The following is a 16,902-nucleotide window of genomic DNA, read 5'->3' on the forward strand; positions in this document are numbered from 1 at the left end:
ATCTCCTGCAAGCAAGGCATCACCCCTGAACGGGCGCGCTACATCGCACGCGCCGCTTTCCATCATCCTTCGCCTCACCTTGTCCCGCCACCAGCATTCATCTTGGGCATGACTCTTGGGTGCAGCTGATACCGGCCATCCTGCCAAGCAGGGCGGTGTCGATATCAAGCGGCGGCTGGTGCGCAACCAGCACCACTTGACGCCGGATGAGCAGGCCCAGCATCTCGGTCAGCGTATCAACCTTCACTCGGGCCTTGGGGCCGTTGGATTCTGTCGATCAACGCGCGGCCCGAGCCCCCGTCTAGCTCCTGGGCGTCCTTGCGGTCGATCCATGTGTTATCTTGGCGTGGATGTTGATGTTGAGGACGCACTCACGTTGGCTGCAGGATTCGAATCTAATCCGAAGGGCTTGGCTCGCCGGTCGCGCGATGCGAGCCCCAATCGCTACGTCCAAGAACCCGTCATTCAGGAGGCCACCGATGAATGGCGGGGTTTGGTCGCCTTCTGCCGCACGCTCCTGAGACATTCGTGCCCGTCTCCACTTCGATTGAGAACGATGGGTTCCGGAGAGCAGCGGAAATTTGTGAAGACCCTTACGCACCCTTGCCGTAGCGCGCGCTTGCGCGAACGTATTGATCGATGGCGGTAACACTGGTCATTTCATGCTTTAAATAGCATAACTTTATTTTATGCCTTTTAGCACATAATGTCTTTTTATGCCATACATCGCATATTGTGAATTTATGTGATTTACGGCATAGGACGATCAAGGAGATCGACCATGGCCCCCATCGCACGTTCGCCGAAGCAGCTCGGGGCCGTTGTCCAGCGGGTGCGCAAGCAGCGTGGCCTCAGCCAGACTGAACTCGCTCATCTTGCGGGCCTTCGGCAGGAGTTGATCTCCAAGATCGAAACCGGACAGGAAGGCACCAGATTGTCTTCGATCTATGCGCTCTTCGCCGCTCTCGACCTGGAAATGGTTATCGATCAGCGCTCCAACAAGCCGGCACCGGATATTGAGGATATCTTTTGATGAGCCGACGCAGAACACACCCTCCGCTCAATGTGCTCATCAACAATCGCCTGGCAGGACGGCTCCTTAAACAGGCGAGCGGCGCCATCGCCTTCCATTACGATGAGAGTTGGCTCGGCTGGGAGCATGGTTTCCCGATCTCTCTATCCCTCCCCTTGCGCGAGACACCCTACACCGGCGAAGCCGTGATGGCGGTCTTCGATAACCTGCTGCCCGACAATGTGGCAGTGCGGCGCCGCGTGGCCGAGCGCACTGGCGCGCAAGGCGTCGATGCATATAGTTTGCTGGAGCGCATCGGCCGCGACTGTGTCGGCGCGATGCAGTTCCTGCCCGACGACGTTGCCGTCAATGCGATCCTGCCCATCAATGGAGAGCCCATCAGCGAGGCTGAGATCGAGCAGATGCTCGCCAATCTTGCGCAGGCGCCACTAGGCATCGATATGGAGCATGAGTTCCGGATTTCCGTGGCAGGGGCGCAGGAGAAGACGGCGCTCCTCTTTCACGAAGGCCAGTGGCTCCGACCGCTTGGAACGACGCCGACGACCCATATCCTCAAGCCGCAACTGGGCCAGATCCCGACAGCCTTTGGCATGATCGACATGGCTGACAGCGTCGAAAACGAGCATTATTGCCTCAAGCTGATGGAAGCCTTCGGATTGCCGGTCGCGCAGACCCAGATAGCAACATTCGGATCCCGCAAAGTCCTGGTCGTCGAGCGATTCGATCGTCGCTGGAGAACCGCGACCGAACTGCTTCGATTACCCCAGGAGGATTGCTGTCAGGCCTTGGGCATTCCTTCTGCCCAAAAATATCAAAGCCATGGTGGTCCGAGTGCGGTCGCGATCCTGAAACTGTTGGGCAGTGGCGACAAACCGCTGGAGGATCAGGCAGCCTTCTTCAAAAGCCAGGTCATATTCTGGCTGATCGGCGCGACCGACGGACATGCCAAGAATTTCAGTATCTTCCTGCGCCCCGGGGGGCGTTTTGGGCTTACACCATTCTACGACGTACTCACGGCCCAACCCGCGTTCGATGCGCGGCAGATACCGAACAACAAATACAAGACCGCCATGTCCGCCGGTAAGAGCCGCAAATACCAGATTCTCAACATTTCCGGGCGACACTTCGTGGAGAGTGCAAAGGAAGCAGGCCTCGGACCCACCATCATCGGCAAGGTGCTCAACGAAATCATGCGCGATGCGGAAACTGCCACCCAGCGAGCCCTATCGGCGATGCCGGATGCGGCTGCTCTCCCTGCACATAACAGCATCGTGAATGCTATGGCTAGTCGGCTACGTTCGCTGGAACTTGGCCTTGCGGAAATTTGACGCGGGGTCCCAGGAAAACAGTGGCGCGGGCGGCTTAAGGCCAATTTGGCCTTCGAATGGCCCGCCCAGTCAGCAAGCTGATTTGCTTCAGCTATAGCGCCGAAAACAAAAGACCCGCCACGTGTGCATGTCCTCTCGGGCAGTGGCCTGGCGGGTTCGATTGCCCGTAAGATGGAAGGCAAAATCCTGCACCTCAACTAAAAGTTCACGTATGAAAGGAGGCGTCAACTTGCGGTCAGCCGCCGCAGACTCTCATACCGCACCAAGGTCGCTCGCCCCACCTTCACGATCTCGATGTCACCAGCCTGGATCAACTCGTAGATGCGAGATCGGCTGAGTCCAGTAATGCGTACAGCGGTGGCCACGCGAACCGTAAGGGGGCTCAGGGCCTCATCCGACCCTTCGCTCATGCTCTGTTCTTCTGGACAGCCTCACGCGCCCGGACAAAGTTTCGATCCGTCTCAAGGAAAGCCGCCAGCATCGCGGGAACCAGTTCCGCGATGGGTTCCTCGGTTCCGTAGGTCTGCGCATAGATGGCGGCATAGTCACGAAGGGCATTCTGCAAGTCCGGGGTGATCGTTATCGCCAGCTTGACCGGCGTCCTGTCCGGCAGCTTGCCCAGTTTCAATTCTGCCATGTCATTCTCCTTTCGATCCCCGCCAGGGCGCGAGAATGAGGTCGCGGGTCACCAGCACGCGAACGGGCGCACCGGGCCGGATCGTGACTGTCGGCTGGATGTCGAGATTGCGCTGCGTGATCTGGTCGCCAGCGCGCGCGGTGTTCGACTGGGCCGATGCCCGGATCGCCTGCACGAGGTCGCTCTCGCCTGAAATCGACAGTTCCGAGCCGACGCCGAGCATGGTGGCCACGCCCACGCCCTTGAGCAGCGTCCAAGTGTGGAAGTCGACCTTGTCGGCCAGCCCGGCATAACCCGATGTGTCGGTCGCCGGCATATTGTCGAGCCTGAGCGAGCTGCCATCAGGCAGGATGAGCCTTTGCCAAATCACCAGGGCCCGCCGCTGCCCAAATGCGACCACACTGTCATATTTGCCGATGAGGCGGGCGCCCTGCGGTATGAGCAGGCTGTTGCCCGCCACCGTGTCGTAGACGTTTTGCGTCACCTGCGCCGTCACCATCCCCGGCAGGTCGGAGTTGAGCCCAGTGATGAGGCTCGCTGCGATCACGCTGCCCGCCAGCACGCTGTGGGGCGATATTGGCACGACCAGCCCGCCGGAATTCACGTCGCCATCTGCATCCCGCGTCGAGGCGAATTGCTCCTTGCGCGTGCCGGCGGCAATGGGATTGGTGGCTGGGGCACCGGACATGGCTACGGTCGCGTCAGGCGAGGCCGGCATCGCGGCACTGCGGCCGGTCGTGGTCTGCGCCATGAGACCAGACTCCCGCGCCGCCTTGATGTCGGCGAGCCGCTGTTGTCGCGCCGCCGTCGTATCGACCTGTGTGGGCGCGATGACCGCTTCGGTCCGTTCCTGGGCGCGCAGGATCGGACGCCCCAGATCGCCAGGCAGGGGCGGGCCGAGCTTCGGCGCATCTCCGTAGGTTGACGGCAGCCCCGACAGCGCGTCGGAGGCGGGCTTCGCCATCGGCTGCGACAGCTCGCTTTCCTGTGCGACCTGTCGGAACACCTGTGGCTTCAATGCCATCCAGGCGATACCCACCAGGCTGGCCGAGCCGACGGCGGCTATGCCGATGATTGCGCCGCGTCGGAAGCGGATCGCCCGTGCGGGACTGGCGCGAAGATTCAGCGTCTCTGGATCGACCTTGGGTATGGGAGCCGGCCGACCGGTGGCAGCCGCCTCGGTCATGCGCCCCTCCGCTTGGTTGTGGGCGCGACCCGGTCGATGCGAACCACCTGCTGTTTCTTCAGCCCGAGCCGCAGTTCGGCCGCATCGAAGATCCGATCGACGACATAGAAGCGGTCGCGCAGCCGATAATTGACCAACTCGGCCTTGCCATCGGCCCCGATCAGGAAGAGCGGTGGTGCCTCGCCAACGCCAAGCGACGCCGGAAACTCGACATAGGTCTTCGACCCGTCGTCGAACGTCCGCAATGGTCGCCATGCCGGCTTGTCACCGCTGATCGTATAGTTGAAATGCAACTGCTCGATCGAAAGGCCGGTGGCGACCGGTGCGGCGGCCTGCGCCACGTCGGCCTTGTGCCTGAGGGCCAACAGTTCGTCCTGCGGATAGGTCCAGCGAATTGCCGACAGTGCGGTGCTGGCGGTGCTGACCAGCCTGACATGATAGGCGCGGCGGTCGGTCGTGATGACGAGGTTGGTCAGCAGGCCTGCCGAGAAGGGCTTCACCAGCACATGCGTCTGCTTGCGCTCGCCCAGGCCGCTCATCGTATCGCCGATCACCCATCGGGCCGTATCCCCGCTCGCAACGGCGACCAGGGTTTCTCCTGGCTGGAGCACGATGTCGGTGACCAGTCCGGGTGCAGCAAACCCCAGGAAGATCGTGCCCTCGTTATAAGGATAGACCTGCGTCCCGTTCACGAAGCCGGTCGCAGACGGCGCGACCGTTGCGTTTCGCGTGGCGGACTGCACGGTCTTGAGCGAGGGATGGGAGGATTGGCCGTGCGCGACTGTAGCGCACGCCAGGCCCCAGCCGGCAATTGCCGGCAGCATGACCAGTTTCATGGATTGGTCTCCTGGAGGTTGGACGGTTGCGCACCAAGACTGGGATCAAGCGGCACTCTGACGGTCGGCGCTCGGGCGGCTGTTGACGTTGGCGCCGTGTCCAGTTCGCGGCTCCAGTCGATCGCATCGACATAGATGCCGAGCGGGTTTCTGCGGAGCACATCCGATGCCGCAAGCTGAAGCCGCCGGGTAGCGGTCATGTCCGCCGCCTTAACCTCGGCGATTACACAGGCGAGCGAGCCGTCGCGAAGGCCATCTTCCGCCATCGCCAGTACCTGGGAGTCCTTGCTGCCGTGCGCGTACAGGATGCAGTTGGGGCCAAGCCCGACCTGCTCAATCCCCGGCGCATAAAGGTCGAACTGAGAGAGAGCCCAGAGCACTGTCCGGCCATGACTGTTCGCAAACCGGGCAGCTATGCCCGCAGCGAACAGCGTAGCGGCTGCGTCGTCGTTGAGGCTGGCGGTCGCCGCCGCGATTTCGTGCAGCCCAGTTCCATCAAGACCATGGTCGGCGAGCCGATCGTCCATCGCCCCGATACCGAACGGCAAGGCAGGCCCACGCGTCTCGTTGGCGCGTGAAAGCTCGGCGCGAAGTGACGCCAGTTGCTCGGCCGAGGGCCGATCGGGCAAGGACAAAGGTAGAGACATGGATCAGCATACGACTCAGATGTTCGCTTTATGTTCCTCTGAGTCATGCTCGCCGTCAAGTTGGTTGCGGTAGTCGGCATTAGGGGCGGCGATCAGAGCGCGAACGTCGCCTGATCAGGCCCCGGCGTCAGCGGCGGATACACCTGCGTCACCTGGAGCATCCCGGCGGGAAGATATATGAGGTTGCCCTCGGCAGGCACGTCGGGATTGAGCCAGTCCGCCCATTGATCGCGTGCGAGCGGAATTATCTGGCGATGATGGTAGGGCTTGATGTCGTCGCCGGTGTCCATGGTTAAGAGCGAGAAGGCTTCCCCGACCTTTGCGTCGTGCTGCCAGATTCCAGTCATGCAGAACCAGCGATGATCCTTCATTTCGAACAGCCATTTGTCGAGCCATTTGTCCTTCGGGCGCGGCGCAGGGGGATCAGTGAACTCGTAGAAGCCATCGCATAGCACGAGGCAGCGGTTGATGCTGAGATTGGGCGGCTTCCCGCCGAACCCCTCGCTGCGCAGATTATAGATCGGACCCTTCTTGCCCGGCCGACTCCAGCGGCGGTTCACGAGTTCGCCTACGGCACGGTAGTTACCCGGTGGTCGCTCGACTGCACGCACTATCGGTGCCGTTTCGGTAATCCGGATGTCAGCGCGCGGATTGTCGTCGAGCGCGCCTTCAGGCGTCTCGATGTTGATCTCGAGATCGTCGAAATCCTCCATTATGGAGGCGAACTCCACTTCAAGCCGATAATCGTTGCACATCGGCGGGGTCTCGATCCTGAACTTGCGCCTCGATTATGTTCTATTTATGTTCTCATAATGAGCGCCACCGCAACCCCGTTCGACTCGGATGCGGCGGAGGGCACCCTTCGCTAGATCATTCGATACAAACCCGATGGCTCGGGCAAGAAGGAACTCGTCAACGCGCACTGGGGGACTAACCCCAGGTTTAGCAACGGGATCGAGTATCGCTTTGTGCGATCAGAAGGAAAAACTTTCCCTTCGCACCGATGCCTGATCCCGGCCTCAGAATTTCGAATGAAGGTTACGTCGAAGAACTATCGCGTCACGCTGAATGATGGCAATTTCTTCTATCTGGCCGGTGTTTGGGAGCCTGCGCTGGGCGCATGGCCGCTTGCATTCAGAATTATCACCGTCGGTGCCAACCCCGAGATATCTCGCTACCAAGAGCGACACGGTGCGGTCATCCTGCGCCGCCAAGTAATGGACTGGCTCGATTGCAACAAATTGGAAGCGGATTTGCTTGTGACACCTCCGGCGCATTGCTTCCTGATCGAGGAAATCAGCTCAACCGAGCGCCACAAGCGCGCACTGGCTCGATAGATCGGTCCAAAGCGCGCGCGCGCATATTAAAAGAGCCTCACGCTGCTAACCTTTTCCCATTGGTCTTTGAGATAGAAGGACAACGGTGTCGACATGTCCGCGAAGAATCGGCACTTTATCGATCCAGGGGGACGAGTGTGCCAATTAGCGAATCCGTGATTGTCGAAGCCGTTGCGCGATATGATCGTGAACGCGACCGCTATATCAAACTCGCGAGCCGCGTGGCCGACCTTTGCCGCGGCGCAGTAGTTGAAGATAATGCTATCCGAGCGCAGGTCACCTCTCGCACGAAGACCGTTAAAAGCTTTGAGGGCAAGCTTCGCCGATTCTCCCGCCGGCTCGACAAAAATTTCGCTTCGGTGGACGACGTGTTTGCGCAGATAGGGGACTTCGCTGGAGTGCGTATCGCAACCTACCGTCCAGAGGACGAGGCGCGGGTCGCGGAAGCCGTTGCTCTCCTATTTTGCGGAGCAGATGGTGGCGCGATCGAGATCGATCCCAAGGATAAGCTCAAGCCGGCGGCCGGACAATTTTACCGTGCGACGCACTGCCAGGTGCATCTGCCGGAGAATGACCTGGTCGGAAATTACGAGAATCTGCGCGGTGCAAGCTGCGAGATACAGATCTGCTCAATGATGGCGCATGTTTGGAACGAGATCGAACACGACATCGGCTACAAGCCTGAGGGCGAAGGGCCGAGCGACGCTGAACGTGGGCTGCTCGAGGCGCTAGGGCATCTGACCCGCGCGGGCGACGCCGCCATTACCCGGTTGCTTGCGGCGAATATTGCTCGGATGGCGGTGCAAACCGGTGACTTTGCCGACGTGCATGATTTCGTCGCGCGGATGCGGCCTTATTTCCCGGACGCCGACTTGTCGGTGAACGCTGGGCTGGCATTTGACGAGGCGATTGCGCTCGATCTCGTATCGATCGACAGGATCCGTGCGCGACTGGGCGATGATGCCCTGAGCCCAGCGATCGCCGCACCGAAAATCCAGGCGTTCAACGCCTATCTCGAAGAGCAAGGCCATTCCGATTTGGCGCTCAATCCCGCCTCTGCTGATTTGTTCACGATCGCGATGCTCGAAGCGGACGTCGATGCGATCGTCGTCAATCATGCCGGTGGGCGCGGCAAAGGACGTCCTCCGCGCATCTTCTATCTCGCGCGCGCTTACAAGGAGTTCGCAGGAAAACAGCTGGCAACGGATCAAGCGGCCTAATGGAGCAGCGCGCAGCCGAAATTGACCATATCGACCTTGCTGACTCGGCGGCCAATGCCGAAGCGGTCGCGGCGGCTCGCGCCATGTCAATCGAACAACTAGTCGCGCAACACGACGTCTCAGTGCGACTGCGCAATACGATCGAGCGCGGTGTGCTCGAAGGTGTGATGCCGTGCATTACGGTCGGCGATTATATCGACGCCGGACCCAGCGCCCGAGCGACGTTCATGACGGCACTGTGGGCGTTCGGTAAAGGGACCGCCACTGAACTTGAAGCGCTTATCTCCTCCTTTCTCGCCGACGCTTCGCTCGCACCGCGCGACTGCCGACAAGAGTCTGGATTTGTGTGCGGCCACGGCGAGGATCCGATGCGCCTCGACACGCTGCTCGGAAAACTGGCTGGCCTTACCTATGCTGATGCGATGCGCGGTCAGGTCGTCTCGGTGCGATTAGGCAATGCACTCAATGGCACGATCCTCGTCGACAATCCGCTCACTGAACTGCTCGTCGGTGGCGCAGCATCCCGCGCAGAGCTGCTGCAGAAGCAAAATTTCGGACGCAAGTCACTAGTTGAGCTCGAAGCGCTTGTCCAAGGCGAGGTCGTGCGCACTTTGGTCAAGAGTTGCTCAGACCCGGCGATCCTGCTTGACGATTGCGCCTATCTATTTGGAACCCCTGAGGCTCGGCGCCTTGAACTGGCAAATCGCATCCTCGATGTGATTGCCGCCTGTCCACCACGCGACACCGATCTCGCCGGACTCCTTGATTGGGCCATGCCGGTGCTAGAGGCGCGCGAAGTCTCGGTTCTGCACCGCCGCTATGGTTTCGATGGTGCTGACGTCGAGACGCTCGAGGAAATCAGCGCGACTTATTCGGTCACGCGTGAGCGCATCCGGCAAATTGAGGCCAAAGCGCTGCGCAAGCTCTCGGCCAAGCTCGACGGCACGCCGCTCCGGGCCCTGCTCGCCAAGGCTTCCGAACATTTTTGGGACGAGCGTGCCGTGCCGTTCCTGCCGGCGCATGACAGCTATCAAATCCGTCGCGAGCTGCCGGCGCAATTGTCGCTTGCGCTCGATATTGCTGGATTGAGTCTCGGCGAATGGCTTTCCCAGACTAGCGTCGCGATGCGGTTCGGCTTCGTCGCCAATTGTTGTGATGCCGAAGCAGTGTCGGCTCTCGGCGCCGAACTACGCCGGATTGCCGCTGAACGCCCACTGCCAATCGCTCTCGACGATCTTGCGCTTGACCACGGCGCGACGGTGATTGCGGCCGCGGTTTGTGTCGAGACCGAACTCGCGGTGGCGGACGGCTATCTACTCCTCCAGCGTCCTCGTGCTCGCTTGCGCAGGATGACCCGGCTCCACCGCCTGCTGTGCGCGCATGGCGGGTCGATGTCGCTATACGAACTGGAAGACGCCTATACCGCGGCCTTCGACGATGATCCGTGCTCGCTGCGCGACTTCGACATCGTCATGGACATCGCGCCGCATCTCTTCTTGGAGGTCGAGGACGGCCTTTGGCTGGCCGTGGGCAACGGCCCGAAAGATCACCCGTTGCCCCAGGCGCTGGCTGTGCCGCGGCCTGCCGAACCAATCGACCCGCTTACGATCGCTGGATCTTTGCTGGATGCACTTCACAGCCGGGGCCCGACGCCAGTTGTCGAGCTTTACCGAGACGCAGATTCCATTCTCGAGCCCGGCCGGTCGCGGAACAGTGTCGCCCCAGTGATGGTCAGCCGACCCGACCTGTTCCTCCGCGTTCTCCCCGGCGTGTTCGCGCTTCACGACCATCGGCTGGACGAGGCGTCGCTGTTGGCAGCAGACTTGCCTTATCTACTCAATGAGCCGCAGGCGCGAGCATATGCTTTCGCCCGCAAGGCTGGCGAGCCATGGGGGACCTATCGTCTGTGGACGCCGGCTGCCGAATATCGCTTGTGCACCTGGGCACGGTTCGATGCGCCCGCACAACTCTATCACTCGCTATTGGCGATTGCGTCGATCGATCTCTGGCCAGTGGCCGAGACGGTCCGAGCTGACTGGCGCCGCCTTCGCGCGCTCCAAGGTCGTTTCGAGATTATTGTGTCCGGCAAGATTCCGGACCCCGAGCCGCGACCAGGCTTGGACCGGCTTTTGGCCGCATGTCGAATCGCCCGCGAGCGCGGTGATCTCAATTGGCTCGCGATCAATCGCATGATGGGTCGCCGGCTCGATGCGGCCGGCGGGCAAGGGCTGCTGGCGCTTATGCTCGCGCTGGATTGCGTCACCCTGCCGGAGGGGCAGGAGGGTGAACTGCCGCTCTTAGCCCACCCGGCGACCGACCGTGCCCAAGTTCTGGCTGACGACCTTGCGCAGCTGCGCATGCAAACCGGCAACCTGGATTGGGAGAGTGCGCTGGGCCAGACATTGCGGTCCGAGGCTATGGCAGCAGGACTGTCCGTGCTTGGCTGGGCAACTCCGGATCGCATCGCCGCTCTGTTTGGCGAAGCCTCCGCTCATACCATTGAGACGGTGAGCGCTGCTGAAGACGAGGAGGACGACGATTTGTTCGCCCGCCTGATGCGCGAACATCGCCGCACCGCAGAAGTTGCCCGCCGGGACGCGACCGCCGAATGGCTGCTCGACGAATGAGCGAGGCTTACCGGGCATCATGAGCACAATCGACCAGCTCAAGGGCCACTATCGCAGTGGCCGTGACGATCTGTCCGCGGCATTCTTTCAACCGTGCATGCGCGAGGCGAGCCGCTATCGGCGTGCGGTCGGCTATTTCTCGACATCAGCATTGCTGAGCTGGACCGACGCATTGCCCCGGCTTGCGCTCGAGGATGGCCTCAAGATTCAGCTGATCGCGTCGCCAGAACTGTCCGAACAGGACCGCGATACGCTGCGCGGTCTAGGGTCTGCAGCACAGCGCGACGCCTATCGCGCCATGGTCGTCGAGAAAGTGCTCGAAGCAATTGTCGCGCTGATCGAAACTCCTTCGGATATCGGCCTACGTGCCCAGATTTTCGCCTGGCTGGTCGCCAACGAGCGGCTTGAGCTGCGCTTCGCGTTTGCCGAACACGTCGACGATCCCGGCATCTTTCATGAGAAGATCGGCATTTTCGACTTTCCTGAGAACCGAACGGTCGCCTTTACCGGATCGGCCAATGAAACACTCGGTGGGCATCGCCGCAACTATGAGTCGATCGATGTCTATCGAAGCTGGCTTGCGGGAGAGACAGAGCGTGTGGCAGTCAAATGCGAGCAGTTTGAGGAAGCCTGGGACGGACTCGCGGAAGGCCTAAGTGTGCTCGCGCCCAAAGGTGAGGTGTTGGACAGGTTGCGTGCACGAGCGCCGCGGCGTCTGCGCGATCAACCGTCGCCGACCGACAAAGCGGCACCGAGCGCGCCGGATCCACGTTGGCGGCACCAGGATGACGCGGTGGCAGCTTTCATGGCAGCGCGCGCCGGGATTCTCGAAATGGCGACCGGCACGGGCAAAACCCGCACCGCGATCAAGATCCTCGACCGGCTCATTGCCGAGGGACAGATCGACAGCGCGATTGTCACCATGGATGGTACCGACCTGCTAGACCAATGGGCCGCCGAGCTCGATGGCTGGGCTCTGCGGCAAAAGCCGTCCTGGCTGGTCTACAAGCATTTCGAGCGCCATCATGAACTCGGCGAATTCGCGCTCGACCCGGATAATGCGCTTCTCGTCGTCTCACGCGAGCAGCTCCACAAGATCCTCTCGCGGCTGCCTGACAAGGCAAAGGCGAAAATGCTCATCGTTCATGACGAAGTGCATGGCCTTGGCACGCCGTCGCTCGTGCGCAATCTCGCCACCGCGCATGACGCGTTCACCTGGAAACTGGGCCTTAGCGCCACGCCGGACCGCGCCTATGACGCCGTTGGCAACGCCTTCATCCAGTCCGCGCTGGGACGGACCCTGTTTGAGTTTCCGCTCGAGGCGGCGATCCGGCGCGGGGTCTTAAGCGAATTCGACTATCTACCGCTGCCCTACGACCTGACCGACGGCGACCGCGATCGTTTGTCGGCCGTCTATGCCAAAAAGGCTGCGCGCGCGCATGAGGGTAATCCCATGCGCGACGAGGAATTGTGGACTGAAATCGCCAAGATCTACAAAACCGCCGAGATGAAGCCGTCGGTGTTCGCCGATCATCTCCGCGATCATCCGGAATGGCTGAACCGCGCGATCTTGTTCGTCGAAACCAAGGAATATGGCGCGCAAATTCTAACCATTATCGATCGCTACACGCATCGTTACCGGACTTATTATGCCGATGATGACCGTGCTCATCTGGTTAGCTTCGCCGATGGCGAGATTGACAGTCTGATCACCTGCCACCGCATCAGCCAGGGTATCGACATCCGCTCACTGTCGACCGTCGTTCTCTTTGCTTCGGCGCGCGCCAAGCTTGAGACGATCCAGCGGATTGGCCGGGTGCTGCGGACCGATCCGGACGATCCCGGCAAGCGGGCGCTTGTGATCGACTTTGTCCGCCCAGCCGCGCCCGGCGACACCTTTCTCAATGCCGACCAAGAGCGTAGCACTTGGCTGACCGACCTTGCCATGACCAGAAGGGAACCTAACGATGGCGCTTGACCCCGCGCTTGCCGGCGCGCTCAAAGCTGCGGCCAATGAGGCCGGGCAACCCGACGCGGTCGCCAATCGCCTGCTTGCCTGGCTGACCCATATGAGCGACAGCGAACTGAGCCGGGACGCGCGCGGCCAATTCTATGACGCTGTGCGCCAAGCGGTCTTGCTGCCGGGGGCCGGCAATGCGGATTGATCTTGCCGGCTGGTCCAGCCGCGGCCTGCGCACCCCCGACATCGAAATCGATTTGCTCGACGGTAATGGCGAGCCCGCCAAGGTCGCGCTCATCCAGATGCCCAACGGCACCGGCAAGACGACCACCCTTGAGCTGATCAAGGCGACGCTCAGCAATGAAGCCGCCAGCTGGACGCCAGACCAGGTTCGGCGCCTTCGGCGCCGGCTCGACACGCGAGCCGAAGGCCAGTTCATCGTCAAGCTGCTCGTCAACGGCAGGCCGCTGACCTTCGAGCTCACACTCGACTTCGAGAATGGGACCGCGCGCTACCGCACCACCAATGTCGGCAGCGGCGGCATCGTCACAGGCTGGGCACCCTCGCCCGAAGTTCACCAGTTTCTCTCTCCCGAATTCCTGCGCCTTTTCATCTTCGATGGCGAGTTTGCGGATGAGCTGTTCGATCCCAAAAAGGCCGAGGCGGACCGCGCAATTGATGCGCTCTGCCAGCTTTATCTTTTGGGTGAAGTGTCGCAGTTCGCCGAGGACGAATGGGACCGGCGCTCGAAAGACAGCGGGCCAAAGACCGACAGCGGCCTGCAGCGCTATCTCAACGAGCAAATGACGCTAACCAAGCGTCGCGACGAACTGCAGAAGATGGACTCGCATGCTTCGCGCGAGATCGGCATCCACGCGAAGGAGATTGCCGACCTAGAAGCGAAGATCAACCAGCGCCTCGCTAGCATGAAATCCACACAGGCCGAGCACGCGTCTGCGCTCACTGCGTTGGGCGAAGCGGAGCGCGATCTGTTGGCTGCCACCAGTGCCGCGATGACTGCAATCCGCATGCCGCTGGCGATGAATGCCGCGTTCGGCTCTTCGCTCGTTGAGCTGAAGGAAAATCTCGACCTGCTGCGGCTACCGGAGAATACATCGGCGCAGTTCTTCGAAGAGCTGATCAACGAATCAGAATGCATTTGCGGGCGCGACATGACGCCGGGGGCGCGGCACGAAATCATCATCCGCTCCAAGCGCTATCTTGATGCCGATGAGTCCGGCACGATCAATGCGCTCAAATCAGATATCGACAAGTTCACCGCAAGCCAGGGCGAGGACGCGCCCAACGAAAAGCTTGCGGTGCAGCTACGTGCCCTCGGTGTCGCTCGCCGTGCCCAGCACAAGTCTGAACAGCTTGTCCGTACCTTGAAACAGCAGCTCATCGATGAAGGCGACGAGCAGCTGAAGGCTTGGGAAGCTGCGCTCGACGAGCACAAGGGCAAGCATGCGGAATTTCGGGCGGTGATCGATTCAATCGCAAGTGAAGGTCATCCCGACGACAAGACGATCTTCTCGCTCAAGCTCATCGAGCGCAAGCTCAAGGAAGTGAGCGCGAAGATCGCCGAGATTACCGAGACCGTCACGCTGCGGAAGCAGACCGACATTCTAAAGGACATCCTGGCCCGCGCCGCCGCCATTGCGCGCGGCCAAATTCGCGACGAGCTCGTGGTCGAGGCCAATCAGCGCATCAAGGGCATTCTGATCAACGATCCGCTCGAAATCTCGAAGATCGATCGCTCCCTGAGACTGGCCGACCAGGAGGGCGCGAGCGTCGGGCAAACCTTGTCGGTCGGCTACACTTTCCTGATGAGCGTGCTCAACCGCGGCAACAACAACTTCCCCTTGGTCGTCGATAGCCCGGCCAACCCGATCGATGGCGACGTCCGCGAGAATATCGCAGCACTTATCCCCTCGCTGTGCACGCAATTTGTGGGCTTCACGATCAATACCGAGCGGCCGGGCTTCGTCTTGCCGCTAGAAAAGGCTGCCGGGACGGTCAAATATCTGACGATGTTCCGCAAGACCGAGGGCACCGCGCGGTTGCTTCCCGGCTTGCCTGCCACCGGCGTCGTCCAGACTGACAGCGCGGTCTTGGTCGAGGACCGCGACTATTTCATGAGCTTCGGCCTCAAAGACGAGCAGGAGGCCTGATCAATGGCGATGTTCCGACTACGCACTGACGCTGAAGCCTGGCTCTCGGAGATCGAGAAAACCCAGCACATCCGCTCGAAATTCGATCTCTACTATTTCTGCTTGATGGCAGGCTTCGCCAGCGGTCGGTCTAGCGAAACTCACATCACCGGAGCGGGTTCGAAGGAGTTTATCGACTATTTCATCGACGATTATAAGTCGGCGAGCACTCTGTTGATCGGCCTGCTGGTGATAGCAGAAATGAAATATAAGGGCATCGACGTCACCGAAAAATCCTCGGTCCGCGGGCTGTTCAAAGACATTGTCGATGCAAGCAACGGCAACAACCATCTGACAGAGCACGGCATGAAGCGGATGAACGCCTATGCCAGTGGCGGCTTTGAATATCTTTCGCAAAAGCGCGACACCAAACCCTATTCGATCGAAGAGTTTCTACGCGATTATGTCGCCTTAGTCGGCGACGCACTCACCCCGGCTTGAGGAACGCGAATCAGCCGGTGGCCTGCGAGCGTGAAACCGTTCTCGTTGAGCACGGCCTCCCATCCACGCCGCAGCCCGATCCGGTCGGTAGCCTCGAGTAATCCCGCTGCTTCCTCAGCCTTGGTTAGCCGGGCGAACGTGGCGCGGCGCGGATAGCCTTCCGCCACAAAACACTCTTTGCGGTGAAGCACAGGCGGATTCGGTTGGCCTTTGAACCAGCGCCGCTTGAGGCGCAGCTCGCGCAGGTCGATGTTAAATGAGAAGTCGAGTGCGGGGTGCGGGTCGCGGTCGAAATCGGGATAGGCGAGGTAAGATAATTTCGGCTCACGCCGGTAGAGTTTGATCAGCGTCGCGCCTTCGACCGCCCCTAAATAGCCATGCCCGCAGCCGGCAAAGGCGCGCAGCAAGAGCGGCAATTGTTCGAGCGCCGAGAGGTGGACATAAATCGCTGTCGGCGTCGTCTTGCCGACCGTGGCCGCGCTGACCGCTGCATCGACCGCGCCGGGCTGGCCGAGCTGCAACAGCAGCGCCTCGGCCTGACGCTGTGCGGCGGCATAGGTGCCAAACAATGCACGTACATCGCGCTGGAGCGGTTCGCTTAGTTTGGACCAGCGCATCCCGCGCTCAAATCGACTGAGCGCCAGATAAAGGAGCAGATCCTCGCGCCGGGCTGCGATGATCGGACCCCAATCGACCTCCGCATTGGTCCGCAGGATTGCCTGAAAGGCGCGTTTGATGCTTCCGAACACGCTGGCGATCACTTCGCTTTCGGCGAGCTCGTCGGGCTCGGGCAGCCGCGCGCGCTCGGTATAGAAGCGGATCAGCCCATCGACCAAGGCGGGATGCTCGCGGCAGCGCTGTTCCGACAGAGTGAGCGATGGCGCCGCAATCCGTCGGCGCGTCTTAGCGCTGCGATAGGCTTCACCAGCATCAGCATCGCGAAAGACATAGAAAATTCCGGGACCTGCAGCGATTGCCTCAGCGCCCAGCACCTTCTCAATCCAGTGTTTGAGCTCCTGCTGCTCATAGAATTTCTGGAAGGTGTTCCGGCTGGTTAGGATGCCGTCGGCGAGCGGCGTGCGCTGCGCGAGGTCACGCTCTTCCCCGGTCATCCGCGCCGCAACGATCAGCAGTCGGCCGGCAAGTTTCCAGGCGGATTGCAGCGTCTCCGCACGCTCGGCCGGGGCTTCGATGACATTAATGACATAGCCGAGATTTACTACCGCGGAAGGGCGTAGCTCAGTGTCGGGCCGGTGATTGGGATCCCAGCCATTGACGACCAGGCCTTGTGCCGTGAGCAACCGAAGATCATCACCTTTTCCACAACCATAATCGAAAAGGCTTGCGTCCTCCCGGACGAGGCCATCTGCAATCGCCAAACGCCACGGACGTGAAAGCGCTTGACGGCTGAGGGCAGTGCGGTCGCGGGCGACCTCCATC

At 60.9% G+C, this 16,902-nt stretch carries 17 protein-coding genes; 9 read left to right on the forward strand and 8 right to left on the reverse strand.

Annotation, left to right across the window (positions count from 1 at the left end):
- Positions 1-97: 97 nt before the first annotated feature.
- A complete protein-coding gene (locus ACI3KQ_RS01570) occupies positions 98-247 on the reverse strand; it encodes a hypothetical protein (protein ID WP_404954129.1) in 150 nt (49 codons plus the stop codon).
- 534 nt (positions 248-781) lie between these two features.
- On the opposite strand from ACI3KQ_RS01570, the gene ACI3KQ_RS01575 reads away from it, so the two are divergent.
- Together ACI3KQ_RS01575 and ACI3KQ_RS01580 are read left to right on the forward strand one after the other, a co-directional pair.
- On the forward strand, positions 782-1,033 hold the full coding sequence (locus ACI3KQ_RS01575; RefSeq protein ID WP_404954131.1) for a helix-turn-helix domain-containing protein: 252 nt from the start codon (positions 782-784) through the stop codon (positions 1,031-1,033).
- Positions 1,033-2,361: a type II toxin-antitoxin system HipA family toxin gene (locus ACI3KQ_RS01580; RefSeq protein ID WP_404954133.1), complete on the forward strand. Its 1,329-nt coding sequence runs from the start codon at positions 1,033-1,035 to the stop codon at positions 2,359-2,361. The genes ACI3KQ_RS01575 and ACI3KQ_RS01580 overlap by 1 nt, the downstream gene beginning before the upstream one ends.
- Before the next feature lie 224 nt (positions 2,362-2,585).
- On the opposite strand, the gene ACI3KQ_RS01585 is transcribed toward ACI3KQ_RS01580, so the two are convergent.
- The 6 genes from ACI3KQ_RS01585 to ACI3KQ_RS01610 all read right to left on the reverse strand — a co-directional run bounded on the left by ACI3KQ_RS01585 (position 2,586) and on the right by ACI3KQ_RS01610 (position 6,422).
- Positions 2,586-2,771, reverse strand: coding sequence for a helix-turn-helix domain-containing protein (locus ACI3KQ_RS01585; RefSeq protein ID WP_404954135.1), 186 nt, complete (start codon positions 2,769-2,771; stop codon positions 2,586-2,588).
- Positions 2,768-2,998, reverse strand: coding sequence for a DUF2274 domain-containing protein (locus tag ACI3KQ_RS01590; RefSeq protein ID WP_404954137.1), 231 nt, complete (start codon positions 2,996-2,998; stop codon positions 2,768-2,770). Before ACI3KQ_RS01590 ends, ACI3KQ_RS01585 begins: the two co-directional genes overlap by 4 nt.
- Before the next feature lies 1 nt (position 2,999).
- Entirely contained in the window at positions 3,000-4,184 is a 1,185-nt protein-coding gene (locus tag ACI3KQ_RS01595; protein ID WP_404954139.1) for a TrbI/VirB10 family protein, read from the reverse strand.
- Positions 4,181-5,020, reverse strand: coding sequence for a P-type conjugative transfer protein TrbG (gene trbG, locus ACI3KQ_RS01600; RefSeq protein ID WP_404954141.1), 840 nt, complete (start codon positions 5,018-5,020; stop codon positions 4,181-4,183). Before trbG ends, ACI3KQ_RS01595 begins: the two co-directional genes overlap by 4 nt.
- Complete coding sequence (locus ACI3KQ_RS01605) at positions 5,017-5,667, reverse strand: hypothetical protein (protein ID WP_404954143.1); 651 nt, start codon at positions 5,665-5,667, stop codon at positions 5,017-5,019. Before ACI3KQ_RS01605 ends, trbG begins: the two co-directional genes overlap by 4 nt.
- A 92-nt stretch (positions 5,668-5,759) precedes the next feature.
- Entirely contained in the window at positions 5,760-6,422 is a 663-nt protein-coding gene (locus ACI3KQ_RS01610) for an SOS response-associated peptidase family protein (RefSeq protein WP_404954145.1), read from the reverse strand.
- 213 nt (positions 6,423-6,635) lie between these two features.
- On the opposite strand from ACI3KQ_RS01610, the gene ACI3KQ_RS01615 reads away from it, so the two are divergent.
- The 7 genes from ACI3KQ_RS01615 to ACI3KQ_RS01645 all read left to right on the forward strand — a co-directional run bounded on the left by ACI3KQ_RS01615 (position 6,636) and on the right by ACI3KQ_RS01645 (position 15,462).
- Positions 6,636-7,004 (forward strand): SOS response-associated peptidase family protein, encoded by a 369-nt coding sequence (locus ACI3KQ_RS01615; RefSeq protein WP_404954147.1) that lies wholly within the window; start codon positions 6,636-6,638, stop codon positions 7,002-7,004.
- A 155-nt stretch (positions 7,005-7,159) separates the two neighbouring features.
- Positions 7,160-8,224, forward strand: a complete 1,065-nt coding sequence (locus ACI3KQ_RS01620; protein WP_217673792.1) for a hypothetical protein — start codon at positions 7,160-7,162, stop codon at positions 8,222-8,224.
- The gene (locus ACI3KQ_RS01625) at positions 8,224-10,851 is read left to right on the forward strand and encodes a sigma factor-like helix-turn-helix DNA-binding protein (RefSeq protein WP_404954150.1); all 2,628 of its coding nucleotides are present in this window, start codon (positions 8,224-8,226) and stop codon (positions 10,849-10,851) included. Before ACI3KQ_RS01620 ends, ACI3KQ_RS01625 begins: the two co-directional genes overlap by 1 nt.
- Positions 10,852-10,870: 19 nt before the next feature.
- Positions 10,871-12,829, forward strand: coding sequence for a DEAD/DEAH box helicase family protein (locus tag ACI3KQ_RS01630; RefSeq protein ID WP_404954152.1), 1,959 nt, complete (start codon positions 10,871-10,873; stop codon positions 12,827-12,829).
- The gene (locus tag ACI3KQ_RS01635) at positions 12,819-13,016 is read left to right on the forward strand and encodes a CxC ATPase DNA modification system associated small protein (RefSeq protein ID WP_217673794.1); all 198 of its coding nucleotides are present in this window, start codon (positions 12,819-12,821) and stop codon (positions 13,014-13,016) included. The genes ACI3KQ_RS01630 and ACI3KQ_RS01635 overlap by 11 nt, the downstream gene beginning before the upstream one ends.
- Positions 13,006-14,982: a hypothetical protein gene (locus tag ACI3KQ_RS01640; protein ID WP_404954154.1), complete on the forward strand. Its 1,977-nt coding sequence runs from the start codon at positions 13,006-13,008 to the stop codon at positions 14,980-14,982. Before ACI3KQ_RS01635 ends, ACI3KQ_RS01640 begins: the two co-directional genes overlap by 11 nt.
- 3 nt (positions 14,983-14,985) lie before the next feature.
- Positions 14,986-15,462, forward strand: coding sequence for a hypothetical protein (locus tag ACI3KQ_RS01645; protein WP_404954156.1), 477 nt, complete (start codon positions 14,986-14,988; stop codon positions 15,460-15,462).
- Here ACI3KQ_RS01645 and ACI3KQ_RS01650 read toward each other — a convergent pair.
- The gene (locus tag ACI3KQ_RS01650) at positions 15,423-16,901 is read right to left on the reverse strand and encodes a DNA phosphorothioation-associated putative methyltransferase (protein ID WP_404954158.1); all 1,479 of its coding nucleotides are present in this window, start codon (positions 16,899-16,901) and stop codon (positions 15,423-15,425) included. The genes ACI3KQ_RS01645 and ACI3KQ_RS01650 overlap by 40 nt on opposite strands.
- Position 16,902 lies beyond the last annotated feature (1 nt).

This window comes from Sphingobium sp. ZW T5_29 (assembly GCF_044987515.1).
Classification (GTDB): domain Bacteria; phylum Pseudomonadota; class Alphaproteobacteria; order Sphingomonadales; family Sphingomonadaceae; genus Sphingobium.